This is a genomic window from Aeromonas sp. 603404 (assembly GCF_049171775.1).
GTDB classification, from domain to species: domain Bacteria; phylum Pseudomonadota; class Gammaproteobacteria; order Enterobacterales; family Aeromonadaceae; genus Aeromonas; species Aeromonas veronii_A.
Genome location: NZ_JAAKPE010000006.1, coordinates 63,529 through 79,562 on the forward strand (window position 1 = coordinate 63,529; position 16,034 = coordinate 79,562).

General features: G+C 59.7%; 13 protein-coding genes. 3 read left to right on the plus strand and 10 right to left on the minus strand.

Annotation, left to right across the window (positions count from 1 at the left end; translation table 11 throughout):
• Positions 1 to 261 precede the first annotated feature (261 nt).
• The 6 genes from G5306_RS10315 to G5306_RS10340 all read right to left on the minus strand — a co-directional run bounded on the left by G5306_RS10315 (position 262) and on the right by G5306_RS10340 (position 7,609).
• Positions 262 to 1,299 carry an acyltransferase gene (locus G5306_RS10315; protein ID WP_227341551.1) on the minus strand — a complete coding sequence of 346 codons (1,038 nt, stop codon included), beginning with the start codon at positions 1,297 to 1,299 and terminating at the stop codon, positions 262 to 264.
• 222 nt (positions 1,300 to 1,521) lie between these two features.
• Positions 1,522 to 2,433: a D-alanyl-D-alanine endopeptidase gene (pbpG, locus tag G5306_RS10320; RefSeq protein WP_042053464.1), complete on the minus strand. Its 912-nt coding sequence runs from the start codon at positions 2,431 to 2,433 to the stop codon at positions 1,522 to 1,524.
• 259 nt (positions 2,434 to 2,692) lie between these two features.
• Positions 2,693 to 4,159, minus strand: a complete 1,467-nt coding sequence (gene yjeM, locus G5306_RS10325) for a glutamate/gamma-aminobutyrate family transporter YjeM (RefSeq protein WP_421208912.1) — start codon at positions 4,157 to 4,159, stop codon at positions 2,693 to 2,695.
• A 436-nt stretch (positions 4,160 to 4,595) separates the two neighbouring features.
• Complete coding sequence (locus tag G5306_RS10330) at positions 4,596 to 5,474, minus strand: EamA family transporter (RefSeq protein ID WP_421255063.1); 879 nt, start codon at positions 5,472 to 5,474, stop codon at positions 4,596 to 4,598.
• Positions 5,475 to 5,507: 33 nt separating this feature from the next.
• Positions 5,508 to 6,428 carry an ABC transporter substrate-binding protein gene (locus G5306_RS10335; RefSeq protein WP_421255064.1) on the minus strand — a complete coding sequence of 307 codons (921 nt, stop codon included), beginning with the start codon at positions 6,426 to 6,428 and terminating at the stop codon, positions 5,508 to 5,510.
• Between the two features lie 119 nt (positions 6,429 to 6,547).
• Positions 6,548 to 7,609, minus strand: a complete 1,062-nt coding sequence (locus G5306_RS10340; protein ID WP_216952723.1) for a porin — start codon at positions 7,607 to 7,609, stop codon at positions 6,548 to 6,550.
• 218 nt (positions 7,610 to 7,827) lie between these two features.
• Here G5306_RS10340 and glpX point away from each other — a divergent pair, with 218 nt between their 5' ends.
• The gene (gene glpX, locus G5306_RS10345; RefSeq protein ID WP_005336386.1) at positions 7,828 to 8,838 is read left to right on the plus strand and encodes a class II fructose-bisphosphatase; all 1,011 of its coding nucleotides are present in this window, start codon (positions 7,828 to 7,830) and stop codon (positions 8,836 to 8,838) included.
• A 134-nt stretch (positions 8,839 to 8,972) separates the two neighbouring features.
• Positions 8,973 to 9,224: a YkgJ family cysteine cluster protein gene (locus G5306_RS10350; protein ID WP_005336384.1), complete on the plus strand. Its 252-nt coding sequence runs from the start codon at positions 8,973 to 8,975 to the stop codon at positions 9,222 to 9,224.
• A gap of 70 nt (positions 9,225 to 9,294) precedes the next feature.
• Here the strand turns inward: G5306_RS10350 and G5306_RS10355 are convergent, their stop codons facing one another.
• Genes G5306_RS10355 through hemC form a run of 4 tightly spaced genes read right to left on the minus strand, consistent with a single transcriptional unit; the run spans position 9,295 to position 13,175 of the window.
• Positions 9,295 to 10,458: a heme biosynthesis HemY N-terminal domain-containing protein gene (locus G5306_RS10355; RefSeq protein ID WP_100646922.1), complete on the minus strand. Its 1,164-nt coding sequence runs from the start codon at positions 10,456 to 10,458 to the stop codon at positions 9,295 to 9,297.
• Between the two features lie 10 nt (positions 10,459 to 10,468).
• On the minus strand, positions 10,469 to 11,518 hold the full coding sequence (locus G5306_RS10360) for a uroporphyrinogen-III C-methyltransferase (protein WP_005355191.1): 1,050 nt from the start codon (positions 11,516 to 11,518) through the stop codon (positions 10,469 to 10,471).
• Entirely contained in the window at positions 11,515 to 12,249 is a 735-nt protein-coding gene (locus G5306_RS10365; RefSeq protein ID WP_421212210.1) for a uroporphyrinogen-III synthase, read from the minus strand. The genes G5306_RS10360 and G5306_RS10365 overlap by 4 nt, the downstream gene beginning before the upstream one ends.
• Complete coding sequence (hemC, locus tag G5306_RS10370) at positions 12,246 to 13,175, minus strand: hydroxymethylbilane synthase (RefSeq protein WP_421312877.1); 930 nt, start codon at positions 13,173 to 13,175, stop codon at positions 12,246 to 12,248. The genes G5306_RS10365 and hemC overlap by 4 nt, the downstream gene beginning before the upstream one ends.
• Positions 13,176 to 13,498: 323 nt before the next feature.
• Between hemC and G5306_RS10375 the strand changes: the two genes are divergently transcribed.
• Positions 13,499 to 16,018 (plus strand): class I adenylate cyclase, encoded by a 2,520-nt coding sequence (locus tag G5306_RS10375; RefSeq protein ID WP_421312835.1) that lies wholly within the window; start codon positions 13,499 to 13,501, stop codon positions 16,016 to 16,018.
• Positions 16,019 to 16,034: the final 16 nt, after the last annotated feature.

Here is a 16,034-nt window from a genome sequence, read left to right on the forward strand (position 1 = left end):
GACGGCTCGAACATATTGATTTAATTATAATTAGCCTGACCCGCTTAAGCGGGATGCCAATGATATTGATTTTCATTTGTCTGGCAAGGTGAAAATGGAGGGGGCTTTGGGTGCGTGTTGTGTGGTCGGCAGAGCTCGGCTGAAAAGCAGAGCCATTACAGCAAACCGCGAGAACGAAGCGAGGGAAAAGGGCGTAGCGGAAGAAAAAGGTGCGAAATGTGAAGCGATATCCAGCCCGATAGGACGGGCCGGATATCGGACTCAGCGAGTGCTCAGCAGTCGGCGGGTGAGGGGGATAGTCGCCAGCAGGCGATAGACCAGCAGAGACGATCCCAGCAGCAGCGGCACCTTGGCGATCTCCCACAGGATGGATGCGGCCTGCGGGCCAAACACGAAGAGCCAGACCACCAGCATCATGTGCAGGCAGTAGATCCCGAGCACTTTGGGGGCCTGACGTTCAAGCCAGCTGCCCTTGCCCCACTCGGGGTTGGCCAGCAGCAGTCCAAACAGGCCGAGAGCCCAGGGAAGGGAGCCGAGCAGGAAGTCGTGGCGGGTGAGCGGCACTGCGGCAAAGTGCTGCAGCGCCCAGGCTTCACAGCCATAGAGCGTCACGCCCGCCAGCAGCAGTTGCCAGCCGGTGCGGGCATCGGGCTGCCACTGACGCTGGCGCAACAGGGCCCCGAGCGCCACAAACAGCAGGGAGAAGAAGGGGCCGTTACGGGTGAGCAGTGGCCACTCGGCGCCCAGCAGCGGCTTGGCATAGGAGCCCCCCAGCAGCGCCAGCAGGTAGAGGCCAAGACCCAGCCAGATGGCGAGCGATGGTCTGCCAAGCCGGTAACAGAGTGCCAGCAGGGCTACCGCCATGACCAGGGCTGGCAGGAACCAGAGGTGGATCATGCCGCCCACCAGCCAGCCATTGAGGGGGTCGCCGAGCTGGAATTGCCACTGCCCGCGCAGGGAGGCCAGATAGCCTTGCTGTACGGCATCCAGCGGATTGAACGGCACCAGCAGGTAGACCAGACTCCATACCAGCCAGAGCAGCAGCAAGGGGTGGCAGTAGCGCCAGGCCACGGTCAGCGGCGCTTCGCGGCTCAGTCTCGGCTGCAGAAAGTAACCGGCACAGAGGAAAAACAGCGGCACGGCAAAGCGGCATAACTGGTTGATGGTGCCGCTCAGCCAGAGCCAGGATCCACTTCCCCACAGGGCGGGATTGAACGGATTGGCGAAGGGGGATACGTGAATGGTCATCACGGCCAGAATGGCCAGTACCCGCCCGCACTCGATACTGGAAATACGCATGGTGGCTCGTCGTTACAGGGGTTGTGATGGCACGCTAAAATTCTCGCTGCTAGGTTACAACCAATTGATTCTATTAGTGTGAATTACGCTGTTGAGTAGTTACATTTTGTAACGGGATGGTGGAAGGTGTTACCTGTAACGGGAGCGGGCTCCCGTTTTTTGGGCGCGCTCATGCAGATAAAAAAGCGAGGCGGGCGCCTCGCTTGGTTGGGGATCTCGAGCTTACTGGTGAGTCAGCATGCTGCTCTGGTTGGCGGCCAGGGTGGTTCTGCCCGAGCTCTCCAGCCAGGTTTTGATCCGCTTGGCGTCGGCGACCCGATCGTTGGTGGTCTCGGCATTGAGCAACACCATGATCACCGGCTCACGATTGACCTTGGTGCCCAGCACCAGACAGCGGCCCGCTTCACGGATATAGCCGGTCTTGGAGAGGGTGAACTCCCATTGCCCTTCGCGGATCAGCCGGTTGGAGTTGAGGTAGTGCAGCTGACGCTTGTTGGTGCGCACATAACTCTGCTCGTCGGTGGAGTACTGGCGGATCAGCGGATAGGAGGCCGCTGCGGCGGCGAGCTTGGCGAGATCCTGCGCGGTGGAGACATTGCGCGGGTTGAGCCCGGTGCTGTCTGCATAGTGGGTATTCCACATCCCCAGCATGCGGGCTTTGGCGTTCATCGCCTCGACAAAGGCGCGCTGACCGCCGGGATAGTGGCGGGCCAGTGCCGAGGCGGCACGGTTTTCAGAGGACATCAGGGCGATATGGAGCATTTCGGCGCGGCTGAGCCTGGAACCTATGGCCAGGCGCGAGCCGGTTCCCTTGATGCGGTCGATGTCGGCATTGGTCACGGTGAGCATTTCGTTGAGGCGCAGGTTGGCATCCAGCACTACCAGCGCCGTCATCAGCTTGGTGAGTGAGGCGATGGGCATTACCCGGTTGCCGTTGCGCTCGGAGATCACCTCGCCGGTTCTGTGGTTGGCCACCACGAAGGCAGCCGAGCTGAGGTTGGGCACATCCCGTCGCTCGAGAAAGCCGCTGCTGCTTTTGCTGCTGGCGGAAAAGGGGTTGGCATGGGCACTGTCCATAGTGGCCGGCAGCATTACTGCGCCAAGCAACAGGGGAAGGAGGGAACGCATCATCATGATCAGCTCTACCGGACGAAATACAGGGATATCTCGCTAAGTTATATGTCGTGAACTGGCGCTTCACAATCATTCTCACCTTGATATTGATAATTTACGGCGTTGAGCACGCTCTGGCGGCGAGGAGAACGTAAAAAGGGTCTCCATGGAGTCTTTTCTGCATTAACAATATGGGCTGGTCGTGATGGCGAGCGGAAGCCGGCGCTAAAAAAAATCGGGACCAGAACAGTCCCGATTGGCATGGAGCATTGCTTACCGTTTAGTGGGCATCTTCCTGCTTGATCTTGAAGCGCATGGCGATCACCACGAACAGCAGCGGGCCAATGATGGTCCAGACGCCGGTGGAGATATCGCCGGAGATAAAGGGGGCGACCACGGTAAAGACGTTGCCGAAGGCGACCAGGATCAGGCTGATGATGGTGGCAAACAGTACCGAGCCCGCGCTCTTGAAGAAGATCAGGTCCTTGCCCAGCGCCGGGTTGTTGCGATAGCGATACCAGGCGTAGATGAGGAACATGTAGGGCAGGGTCATGCCGACGTTGGTCATGGTGATGATCAGCTCATAGAGGGCGGCGGCCCCTTCCGGGTTGATCAGGGTAAAGATGGACTTGGCGGCAATGAACAGACAGACCACCCAGGCTTGCACCTTGAGGGCTTCAATCCGCACGCCATTCTCGTTCTCGCGCTGGAAACGCTCCGGCCAGAAGTAGCTCGGGGTGCCGGTGATGAACTGGCGCAGCGGCGCGTAGGAGAGGGCGATAAAGGCACCCAGATAGCTCAGGAACATACCAAGGCCAGCAAAGCGCATGAACACCTGTCCCAGCCACTCGCCACCCAGATGGCGCCCCAGCTCCAGCATGATGATGAAAAGGGCGGAGAGTGAGGTGATCCCCTCGGCCGGGAAGTCGCTCCAGCGCATGATGGAGCCGACCGCCAGAAAGCCGATGATGTAGCAGAGCACGATGAAGGCGCCGGAGAGGAAGATGCCGCGCTTGAGGTCGCGCTCCGGATCTTCCAGCTCGTCAGCCACCCCGGCCATCGCCTCGACCCCGCCGTAGGCGAAGATGGCGAACACCATAAAGCCGAGGAAGGGGATGATGTCGTTGAAAGCGGCATTGGGAGAAGCCGTCAGCGATGCCTGGGTGAAGGGCTCCTGCAGAGTCATGCCGCTCACCGCGAAGGTGAAGACGCCACCGACCAGCAGCAACACGTTGAGTGCCACCACGGAGAGACCGCCGATGGCCGCCACTTTGGCGAAGCGGGCGCTACCCAGGGTGATGAGCTTGGTGACGGTGGCAACCAGCGCGATGGCGACCACTCCCAGAATAAAGGGGCCGAAGTCGATGCTGGTGCCCAGGGTGACCGGGATGACGGTGATGTCGCGGCCAAACAGCATGAAGGAGAGGGGCACCCACATAGAGAGCGCCTTGCCAAACATCCAGATGACGTAGGAGGCGAACCACATGGTCAGACCGATAAAGGCGAATCGGGTCGAGACCGAGTGGCGCATCCAGGTAAAGATGCCGCCCGCCTCTTTGCGAAAGCCGGTACCAAACTCAATCATCATCAAAATGAACGGGATGAAGAAAAACAGACCGCCGATCACGAACATCGGAATGGCGGCATATCCCATTCGGTAAAAACCGATCCCGATATTAGTGACGCCAAATACCGATGTTAATATCATCAATATAAAGGCGCCCAACTTCAGCTTTTTTGCCGACATATTAAAAACTCCCTGATGGTGCTGGATTTAAAATAATCAAAAATTAAACAGACGAAACCGGACCCATTAATAACGCGGTAGCGCCATGCCATCCTGCTGTGGCGGGCGCGATCGGGTCATCTCTGACCGGGCTGGCTTACCCGTCAGGCGGTCAATGAATGTATGGGCGGAGCGGCATGGTCTGTGCCATGCGCAGTATTGGTCAGCGTTGCCGAAAATTAACTGTGAACGATTTTATCATTAATGCTGCTTGGCAGGTAAGTTTCCCGAATGAAGCTGTGGTTGAAATAAACAGACCTGCCAGTTAATTGATACGTTGCGGATGTAAACATTTACGCCCGGGCCGACACTTATTTCCATTAGTTGGTATTCGGCATATTTGGCGGAGTGAATTACGCCATCCTGTCAGATAAATCTGCACCAATGGCGACAGCGCTTATCCTCCCAGCCGGGTCAGCAGCACGCCGCCGGTGATAATGGCCGCCGCCGTCAGCCGCATGCGCCCGAGCGGCTCTTTCAGCAGCCAGACCGAGAGCAGCATGGCAAACAGCACACTGCTTTCGCGCAGAGCCGCGACCACGCCAATGGGGGCTTGGGTCATGGCCCAGATAACAATCCCGTAGGCGAGCAGTGACATGGCACCTCCTGCAATTCCCGCCATCGCATGGCGACGGATCTGGCGCCATGCGTTGCGCTTTTGGTGGACGAGCAACACCAGCAGCATCGCCAGCCCGGTACAGGCAAAGAGCCAGAGGGTGTAGCGTACCGGTTCACCCCCTGCACGGGCGCCGGCCCCATCCGAGAGGGTATAGGTCGCCGTGAACATGGCCGTGATCAGTGCTGCCCGAACCGCTTTGCTGTCAAGGCGCTGCTGCCCACCTCGCCTGGCCATCAGCAAGACCCCCATGATCAGCACGCAGGCGCCGATGATGCCGCCGTAACCGGGGTAGTCCCCCAGCAATATGGCACTTAACGCCATGGCGAGCAGCGGGGCACTGCCACGGGCCAGCGGATAGATCTGGCCAAAATCGCCCTGATTGTAGGCATGGCTGAGAAACAGGCAGTAACCGATATGGAGCAGGACTGAGAGGCCGAGCCAGGGCAGCTCGGCAGCAGAGGGAAGCCCCATGGGCAGCAGCGCCACGGCGGCGATAAGCCCTGAAAAGATCGCCACCAGTGACACCCCCACCAGCCGCTCTTCGCCAATTTTGACCAGCGCATTCCAGCTGGCGTGAAGCAGGGCTGCCAGCAGAACGGCAAAAAAGACGGTGGTGCTCATGGGAAAAGGCTCTCGGGCTATGGGGGTCAACAGCATACCCGCCTGGAGCCTGATTGGCCGAGATCTTTATCAAGGCTTCGGTTTTTCGGGGTTCTTCTCCTGCTTGGTGGTGCTGCCCAGTTGCCCCAGCACCAGTTTGGGGTGGGGATCGGTCTGCAGCGGAATATCCTGCAACTGCGTTCCCTGCTGGTGGCGATGGATGATTACTGCGGCCATCTTGCCCAGCGCCTCGTAGCTGCTGATGGTGCCAACGCTGCAGCCGTGCTCGACGAACAGCTCTGCACTGCAGATGGTAGGGATGGCAGCTGCGTTGAGTGCATTCAGCAAACGGGGGGCGATGGAGAGCAGATAGCTGTCTGCGGCCAGAAAGACGATGTCGTTTTTGGCATCCTGTTGCAGCCGCTTCAACTCGTTCTCCAGTCGCTTTGGATCCGGTGCTATACGCCAGGTTGCGACTTGCCATTGGTAACCTTTGGCCGCGTTGATCAGCATGTCGGCCACCAGCAGGGTGTTTTGCTCCCGCGGGTTGAAGGGTAGCAGCAGCCGCTTATCCGATGGGAGGTACTTGCTGGCATTGGCCAGTTGCAGCGCCATCGGCACCATATTGCTTACCCCGGCGACCATGCTGTTCTGAGCCTTGTCCTCAGAGAGAAAACCTGCCCCGACAGGATCTGAAACCACATTGAATATCATGGGCTTGCGATTGGCGACCAAACTCTTTGCCATGGTGGTGGCTGTGGTACCGAAGGTGTAGATGTAGTCGTATTCGGCCAGTTTCGGCAGCATCTGCTGACGTAGCATGGTCGCCAGCGCCGTGCGATCCTGATTGGCATTGTAGACGGTGATGGTGGTCTGATAGCCAAGTCGGGTCAGTTCGGCCCGAAAGCCCGCCTCGGCGGCGGTTTCGCCACGCCACAGTACCATGGCGATATTGAGGGCGTGAGCGGGAAGAGCCAGCAGCAAGAGCAGGACGAAAAGCAGCCTGACCATGATCATCTCTCCGGCGATACATCTACTCTTGAGCCTAGGCCAGTTTGTGGTTTTCTGAGCAACAGCGACGAAAAAGCGCGATGGCAAGCCATCGCGCTTTGGGTATCAGAAAACCTCGATTAGAAGTCGTAGCGAGCAGCCAGCTGGAAGTCATCCTTGTTGGCGGTCGCTTTGCCGGCAACGCTGTCCAGATTGTTGATGCGGTACTCGCCGATCACCCGCAGGTTCTTGTTGAACTTGTACTGGGCTCCCAGGGTGTAGTAATCCACATTGTCTTTCTTGGTGCCAGCCTTGTCCTGCTCCTGTTTGTTCCACAGCGCCATCAGACCGAAGCCATTCTCGAAGTTGTAGCCCAGCGCGGCTTCCCAACCGGTGTGATCGGTGCCGGTCGCCAGGAAGTCGCTGCCATCGGCATAACTGAGGGCGGCGTAGGCGGCCTTGTTGTCAAACTTGGCGGAGATCAGCCACAGTTTTGCATCTTCTTCACCGCTCTTGTCGCGCAGGCCGACGTTATAGGCAGTACCCAGCGACAGGTTGAAAGGGAAGGTATAGGCCACGGCTGCTCCGTAGGCCGCGTCGCTATCCTTGCTGGTAGTCTCTTCGGTGTCACCACCGTCGAACTTGTAGCTGGTGTCGAGCTGGAAGCCATTGAACAGGCCGGAGTATTTCAGTACGGAACCGGCGCGGTTGGTGGCGAAGGTGTCGGTCTTTGCACCCAGCGCTTCGTTACCGTAGCCGTCGGAGAGGGAGACATCAGTCCAGTCCGCCAGGAAACCCGGGGCACCTTTCTGGCGACCGAAGGTCACTGTACCCCAGTCAGCGCCCACACCGGCAAAGGCCAGACGGGTACGCAGGTTGTCGGAGCTCTCGCTGATGGTCTTCTCGCTGTCGTTGATGTACATCTGCACTTCGTACTGGGCCAGCGCCTTCAGACCGCTCTGGATCTGGGTTTCAGCCTTGGCACCGAAGCGGACAAACTGGTTAGCCCCTTGCTTGGCGCTGTAATCCTTGGTGCCATTCGGGTTGGCGGTATCGACGTTTTCTTTCTTGTCGCCGAAGAATTGACCGGCGTAGATGCGGCCATACAGGTCCAGCATGGCGGTATCATTTTTATACACCTCAACGGCTTGCGCCTGGAAGGCGGCGGTCAGAGCCAGTGCCACTACAGTCAGCTTTTTCATCTTAATCCCTTGTGTTGCAAGCTTTTGTTTTGAAGACGGGGCCATCCTAGGGAAGATGCATGACAGCGGGGTGACAACTGGATGAAGAGTCGATGGCAATTGGGTTGCAATTGGATGAATTGGCTACATTTATGCACCTGGCAGCTACTTTTGTGCGCAAAGGTTTGCCCTTGTGGTAGAATGCCGCCCGTTTTCGAGCTCCATAGGTTGGATATGCGATGAGACGTGAACTGGCAATCGAGTTTTCCCGAGTGACGGAAGCGGCTGCACTGGCTGGCTACAAGTGGCTCGGACGTGGTGACAAGAATATCGCTGATGGGGCGGCCGTAGCGGCCATGCGCCACATTCTCAACCAGATCGAGATCGATGGTGAGATTGTGATCGGCGAAGGTGAAATTGATGAAGCGCCGATGCTCTATATCGGCGAGAAGGTCGGTACCGGACACGGCGACGCGGTGGATATCGCGGTCGATCCCATCGAGGGTACCCGCATGACCGCCATGGGTCAGGCCAACGCGCTGGCCGTGCTGGCGGTGGGCGACAAGGGTTCTTTCCTGAAAGCACCTGACATGTACATGGAAAAGCTGATCGTCGGGCCCAAGGCCAAAGGCGCCATCGACCTGGATCAGGCTCTCGAGCTGAACCTGAAGTCCGTGGCCAAGGCGCTGGGCAAGCCGCTCTCCCGTTTGACTGTCATTACCCTGGCCAAGCCGCGTCATGACAAGGCAATCAAGGAGATGCAGGGTCTGGGCGTGCGGGTGTTCGCCATTCCTGATGGTGACGTTGCCGCCTCCATCCTCACCTGTCTGCCGGACAGTGAAGTCGACATGCTTTATGGCATCGGCGGCGCACCGGAAGGGGTGATCTCCGCGGCGGTGATCCGCGCGCTGGATGGCGACATGCAGGCCCGTCTGGTGCCGCGTCACCGGGTCAAGGGCGACAGCCCGGAAGTGCGTGCGCTGGGCGAGCAGGAAATTGCCCGCTGCGAAGCGCTGGGCATCGACGTCAACAAGGTGCTCAAGCTGGAAGATATGGCGAAGAATGACAACGTCATCTTCTCCGCCACCGGCATCACCAAGGGTGATTTGCTGGATGGCATCACCAGCGATGGCGTGATGGCGACCACCGAGACTCTGTTGATCCGTGGTAAATCCCGTACCATTCGTCGTATCAAGTCGATCCATTACCTGGAGCGCAAAGACAGCGTGGTACGTGACATCATCCTGTGATGATGGCTCGCTGAACCGGCTGTGTTGTTTGAAGCCCGATCGCCCGTGCGGTCGGGCTTTTTGTTGTGCGCCAGCTACGTTTGTGCCGCCGCTTCGGCTATGGTGGCTCAGACCATCCCAAAGGAGTGGAGTCTATGGAGTGTCGTAGCGGCTGCGCTGCCTGTTGCATCGCCCCCAGTATCAGCAGTGCCATTCCCGGTATGCCAGATGGCAAACCGGCTGGCGTCCCCTGTATCCAGCTCGATAGCGCCCTTGGCTGCAAGATTTTCGGTCAACCGGAGCGGCCGGCGGTGTGTGGCGGTTTTCGCCCCATGATGGATGTGTGCGGCAGCCATCGCGCCGAGGCCATCTGGCTGATCGGCGAGCTGGAGCGGCTCACCACCTGACGAGAGCAGGGCGAAGATATAAAAAAAGAGGCCGCATCATGCGGCCTCTCGCGTTTCTATTCGCCGGGGATCAGATCCCCGCCAGCTCCAGTGCCTGACGATAGTACTCGTTGGCCTTGTTGGTAAGGCGGCGCTTGTCCATCAGCTGGCCGAGAGCATGGTAGGCGGCGGCGCTCGGCGCCCGCTCCACCTCCTGCTCCAGCAGCTTCTGGGCATCGTCCAGCTGACCGGCCAGTAGATAGAGCTGGGCCAGTGCGGTGTCCACCTCCGGTTGCCCCTGCTGTTTTTGCAGCAGTGCCAACAGCGGCTGGTAGCTGTCGAGTTTCAGCTTGGGCAGGCGAGCCAGCAGCTGCGGCATCGGCTGTTTGCGCAGCGCCTCCTGCCACAGGGTGGCGGCCTCGCCATCGGCGCCCAGCTGGCGCAGCAGATCGCCGTAGCAGGCCAGCAGTTCTGGCTCGAGGCGCAGTTTGCGCGGCAGATCCTGCCACACCGCCTTGAGGGTCTCGAGGCTGCCGGCAGCCTGTTGCAGGCGACCACACCAGGCTTGTTGCAGCAGATCTTCTTCCTGTTTCGGGGTCAGCTTGCCCACCTTGTGCAGCGCCGGGATCAGGTCGCACAGGGCGCTCCAGTCCTGACGGGCCAGATGCACCTGACGCAGCTGATCCAGCACCATGGGGTGGCGCGGGTTGAGGGCGTAGACCGACTCCAGCATCGCCAGCGCGGTATCGTACTGGCCCTGCTCGATTTGCAATTGGGTTTGGGTCAGGGTGAGCGCCAGCTCGGCTTTGGGATTCTCTTCCTGCGCTTTTTGCAGGTATTGATCCCGGCGGGCGTCGTCACCACGGGCCTGTGCCGCCTTGGCGGCGCTCAGGTAGTTGAGCAGCGGGGTATCGCTGTTGCTGGCCCCCTTGATCATCAGTTTTTCAGCCTGACTGTAGTGCCCTTCGGCCATCGCCAGGGTGGCGGCGACGGTCTGTTGATTGGCCTTGCGGCGGCGGCGCGAGCCGTACCAGCCGAGGGTCTTGCGGCGCAGGCCGAATACCCGACCCAGCAGCCATTCGACGATCAGCAGGGCTCCGTAGAACAGCACGGCCAGGATCACCGCGCTGGTGACGGAGGATTCGATGGTGTAATTGCCAAGGGCAATCAGCACATAGCCCTTGTTACCGGAGGCTTGCGGGCCAAAGATCAGCCCTGCGACCATCACGGCAACCAGAATGATTATACGGATCATGGTGCCCTCCTCAGCTGCTGGCCAGAATGCGTTGCAGGCGTTCGGTCAGCACCTGCTCCAGCATCGCCTGGGTCTTGAACTGGGCCGGATAGTCGATCTGGATCTGCTCACCCTTGAGCTTGTCGATCTCGCCCTGCATGTAGCGGGTGGCGCTGTTGTCGGTGTCGAAATACTGGGTCAGCCAGCGCTGGGCCTTGTCCAGGCTGTCTTCGTAGAGCGCCTGCTGCTCGCGATAGACGGAGAGCTGGGCCTGCAACAGCTTGGTTTTGAGGTTTTCACGCAGGAAGATCTCCTGCTGCGGCGAGAGCAGCGCCTCGACCGCGCCATCGCGGCGACGGATGGTGACGAAGTTCTCGGTGAACTTGACCCAGTTCTTCTTCAGGTTGCTCTCCCACTCGTCGGGATTGGCGCTGACCGCCTGATCCGGCTCGGCCTTGGCTTCCGGCATGCTGACGGTGGAGAGGGGCAGCAGCTCGATCTGATCTGAGAGCGCGGCCAGCTTGAGGGTCAGCCCCTCGCGGTCGATGCGCGGCATCCCCTTGAGCTTGGCGATATCCTCGGCCAGCGCCTTGCGGATCGGCATCAGGCTGGGGTCGTTGAGGGCGGCGATCCGCTCGTCGGCATTGCCGAGCAATGTGATGGCGGAGACGAGGTCATGCTCCAGCCACAGTTTGCGACCCGCCATCCGAACCAGATACTCGGATTCGGCCAGCATCCAGTCGTTGGGGCGTTTATCGTTGAGATCCAGTACCCGGTTCTGCAGACCCTGCATCTCCCCTTGCAGCCGCTGCTGGGTTTGATCCAGCGCGGCCAGCTGCTCGGCATCCTTGCTGCTGGTCTGGTCGATCTTGCTCAGGGCGCTCGCCAGCTGCTGCTTGAGCTGGGCCAGTTCGGCTTGCTGGGCCACGGCATTCTTGTGACCGTGCAGATAGAGACCGCCGGTCAGGCCAAGGGCCAGCAGGATGGCGACCCCTCCCAGTACGGCACCGGAGCGGCTCTTGCTGCCATTGACCGCAGCGGTCGGCTGGGGTTTTACCTGGGATTCTTGTTGTTCTGTCATTCCATCTTCCTCAGTTCCAGTGCGGCCGTCAGGGCCTGGTTGGATGCACCTTGGGCAATCGTGATATGGATAAAGCCCGCGGAGTGGGCCATCTCGGCCACTCGCGGGCTGGGGACCACCAGCAGGCGGTCAAAAAGCCAGGGCCGCTGGTGGTCGGGAACCAGCTCCAGCAGCCGTTGCAGCAGTTCACCACTGGTAATGAGCAGGCTGTCCAGCCCCGCTGCCTGCCAGTGGCGGGTCAATGTCTCCCCGTCTAGCTCGGGGTAGTGGCGTTCATAGGCCGCACAATAGTGCACCAGAGCACCGCGTGAGGCCAGCGTGCTGGCGATGAGATCCCGCCCGCCATTACCGCGCAAGATCAGTACCCGTTTGCCTGCTACCTGCTGCAGGGCGGGCAGGGCCAGCAGCCCTTCGCTGCGCGGGTCATCCGGGCAGCTTGCTGTGATGCCGATAGCGGCAAACGCATCTGCGCTGGCCTGACCCACCGCAAAGTACTCAATATGTGGCCAGGTCTGACCAGTTTGCAACAGAAAATCGTGTGCAAAATGAACGGCATGGATGCTGACCGCGATAACGATATCGGCGCTGTGCAACAGGTTGGGCAAGCGGGGGAGTTCACTGCCCGCCACGGTTTCCAGCAGCGGGCAGCAGAGTGGTGCATGACCGTGCTGGCGCAGCAACTGCACCAGCTCGGCGGCTTGGGCGGCCGGACGCACCACCAGCGGTGTCATGCGCGGTAGACCTCGGCCAGGATCTCGTCGGCACCGGCGGCCAGCAGACGCTGGGCCAGTTGCTCGCCGAGCGCCTCACCATCGGCCAGCGGGCCGCGGATCTCGTCACGGATAACCTGACTGCCATCCGGGCTACCCACCAGACCGCGCAGCCAGATCTGCTCGCCGTCGACCAGTGCGTAGGCACCGATGGGGACCTGACATCCCCCTTGCAGGGCGCGGTTCATGGCGCGCTCGGTCAGCACCCGGGCGCGGGTCTCGGCGTGCTCCAACGGCGCCAGCAGAGCGTGCAGCTCAACGTCGTCGAGGCGGCATTCGATGCCGACAGCCCCCTGACCGTTGGCGGGCAGACTCTGCTCCGGCTCGATCAAGGCGGTAATGCGGTGCGCCATCTCCAGTCGTTTCAGACCGGCGGCGGCGAGGATGATGGCGTCGTACTCACCGGCATCCAGCTTGGCGAGGCGGGTGTTGACGTTGCCACGCAGGTCGCGGATCACCAGATCCGGGCGCGCAGCGCGCAGCTGGCACTGGCGGCGCAGGCTGGAGGTGCCGACCACGGCCCCTTGCGGCAGTTCGGCAATGGCTGTGAAACTATTGGAGACGAAGGCGTCGCGGGGATCTTCCCGCTCGCAGATGGTGTGCAGACCGAGCCCCTCGGGGAACTCTACCGGAACGTCTTTCATGGAGTGAACGGCGATATCGGCCCGTCCTTCCAGCATGGCGGTCTCCAGCTCCTTGACGAACAACCCCTTGCCACCGACCTTGGCCAGCGGGGTATCGAGGATCTTGTCACCCTGAGTGCTCATGGGCACCAGTTCGACCTGCAACTGCGGGTGCAGGGCTTCGAGCCGGTCTTTGACAAAGTTGGCCTGCCACAGGGCCAGCGGGCTCTTGCGAGTGGCAATTTTCAGGGTTCGGGCTGCCATATCAATCAGTTGTTTCATTTTTAGAAGGAAATCGATATTACCACCCTTTGCCCGGGCTTTCATGGCGGAGCCGGCAAAAGCGGGGCCAAGCTCAAAAATGCATGCTGAAAATGATTTTCATTAAGCAAGCGGCCTTGATTAATTCATTGAATGCATTGGAATTTAATGATTTCCCCTGATACTTGATGTGGTCATACCAGAAATAATCTGACGTTTAGCTGAAGGCTTGTTTACCACCGCTGTTTGCATTGTTAACATGATCACACTTTTTTGACGTATCGCTCTTTTGGTGCGTCATTTTCACTTAGGTGATAGGCAGGGCATTGCAGGAACACATCGATACGCTGGTTGCGCGTTATGACGACATTACCCGTCTCAAGACGCAACGGGCGTTAGGTCTCATGAGTCGCTACGGGCAGCAGGTATTCCAACTGCTGCCCGTCATGCTGCACTTCAATCACCCCCTGCTCCCCGGTTATGTCTCCGGTGATGTTCCTCATGGCATCTGGAGCTTCAGCGCCAGCGCCGAGCAGCAAGCCTTTATCGATGACCTCTGTCGCAACGCCAACTGTCAGAGCGGCCTGGCAACCCATGATCGAGCCATTCAGGGGCTCTACTCCATGGGCAGCACCTCCTCCATCGGCCAGTGCTGTCACTCCGATCTCGATATCTGGGTTTGCCACGTGGCTGGCTTGTCGCAGGAGCGGCTCGCCCTGCTGGAGCAGAAGTGCCGGTTGCTCTCCAAGTGGGCGGAGCAGCGCGGGGTCGACCTCAACTTCTTCCTGATCCCCGAAGACAAGTTCCGCCAGACCAACGATGCCGAGATGCAGGGAGAGAGCTGTGGCAGCGCCCAGCACCTGCTGCTGCTTGACGAGTTCTACCGCAGCGCCATGCGTATCGCGGGCAAACGCTTGATCTGGTATCTGGTGCCCACCGAGTGTGATGATCACTACGATGCGTATGTGAACGAGCTGTTCGAGAGTGGCAAGCTCAGGCAGGATGACTGGCTCGATCTCGGCAGTTTTGACCGGATTCCGGCGGAGGAGTATTTCGGCTCTGCCCTGTGGCAGCTCTACAAGGGGATCGATTCCCCCTATAAGGCGGTGCTCAAGTCGGTGCTGATGGAGGCTTATTCCCACGAGTACCCCAACACCCGGTTGCTATCGATGATCAGCCGCGACTGGTTTCAGCACAACGAGGGGATGCACTACCGGCTCGACAACTATTGTCTGATGCTGGACAAGGTGACCAATTACCTCAAGTCCATCGGCGACATGGCGCGACTCGATCTGGTGCGCCGCTGCTTCTACCTCAAGGTGTGCGATGGCCTCAGTCATCCCAAGGATGATCACTCTCCCGAGTGGCGCCGCGAGCAGATGAGCCAACTGGTCTCCTACTGGGGTTGGAGCCAGGATAAACTGTACCACCTCGATCATCGCCACGAGTGGAAGGTCGAGGAGGTGAAGATCGCCCATGCCGAGTTGCTGGAGGCCCTGATGCAGAGCTACCGCAACCTGATCCAGTTCGCCCGTCGCAACAACATCAGCGAGTCGATCAACCCGGAAGATATCGGCATCCTGTCGCGTAAACTATACGCCGCGTTCGAGAGCCTGCCGGGCAAGGTGCAGCGGGTGAACCTCAAGATCGCGCCGGATCTGAGCGAGCCCGACCTTAGCTTCGTGCAGGTGCCCCACGGTCGCCTCAACCGCGCCGGCTGGTATCTCTACAAACATTCGCTGGAGCCGGTGGACATCATTGGTCGCGCGCCGCTCGAGTTCAACGGCTACATCAGCAAGCTGGTCTCCTGGGCCTACTTCAACGATCTGCTGACCCCCCAGTCGCGGGTGCACCTGTTCAATCAGGGCTCGGATCTGCACATCGACAATCTGCACCAGTTCTGCCGCGATCTCTCCGGCTGCTTCCCCGAGAAGTACCCGTTGGCCACCAACCTGGCGCTCAGTCGGCCGTGCGAGATCCGTCAGCTCTCCATCTTCCTCAACCTGGAGATGGACCCGACCAGCCACTGGGTCGGTCAGGTGATCGAATTTGACGCCAATACAGTGGATGTCTTCTCGTTCGGTCGCAATCAGGAGTGTCTGGTCGGTTCGGTGGATCTGGTCTATCGCAACTCCTGGAGCGAGATCCGTACCCTGCACTTCCAGGGGGATGAAGCTGTGGTCGATGCCCTCACCACCATCCTCGGCAAGATGCATCAGGATGCCGCCGCCCCCGAGATGATCGAGGTGTTCTGCTATAGCCAGCACTTCCGATCTCTGGTGCGCTCCCGTTTCCAGAAGCTGGTGGCGGAGTGTATCGATCTGCGCCTTGCCCGCGACAAGCAGCAGCTGGTCAAGACCATGGCCCTTGGCCGCGAGAAGTACGGCATCTTCTTCGAGCGGCGCGGGGTGTCGGTGAAGAAGCTGGAGAACGCCATCGATTTTTACCGTCACATCTCCCACAACAAGCTGGATCACCTGCCGCTGCGGCTCGACAAGACCCACAGCCAGCATCTGCCGAGCATCGTCGATGCCTACGCCAGCGAAGGATTGGTGCAGTTCTTCTTCGATACCCGGGATGCGGGCACCAATATCTATATCCTCGATGAGGCGAACCGGGTGGAGATCTACCAGCACTTCGCCGGCAACAAGGATGAGCTGGTGGCGGGTGTCAACCGCTTCTATACCTCCAATCACGAGCGGTTCAGCGATGACGGTCAGTTCATCAACTTCAACCTGCCCCAGTACTACGAGATAGTACAAGTGAACGGCGAGCTGGATGTGATCCCCTATCGCAGTCAGGGCACTCTGCGCGAGCAGGTGCCGCCCACCCGGGAAGTGGGCTGACCCGCGAGGGTAAGTC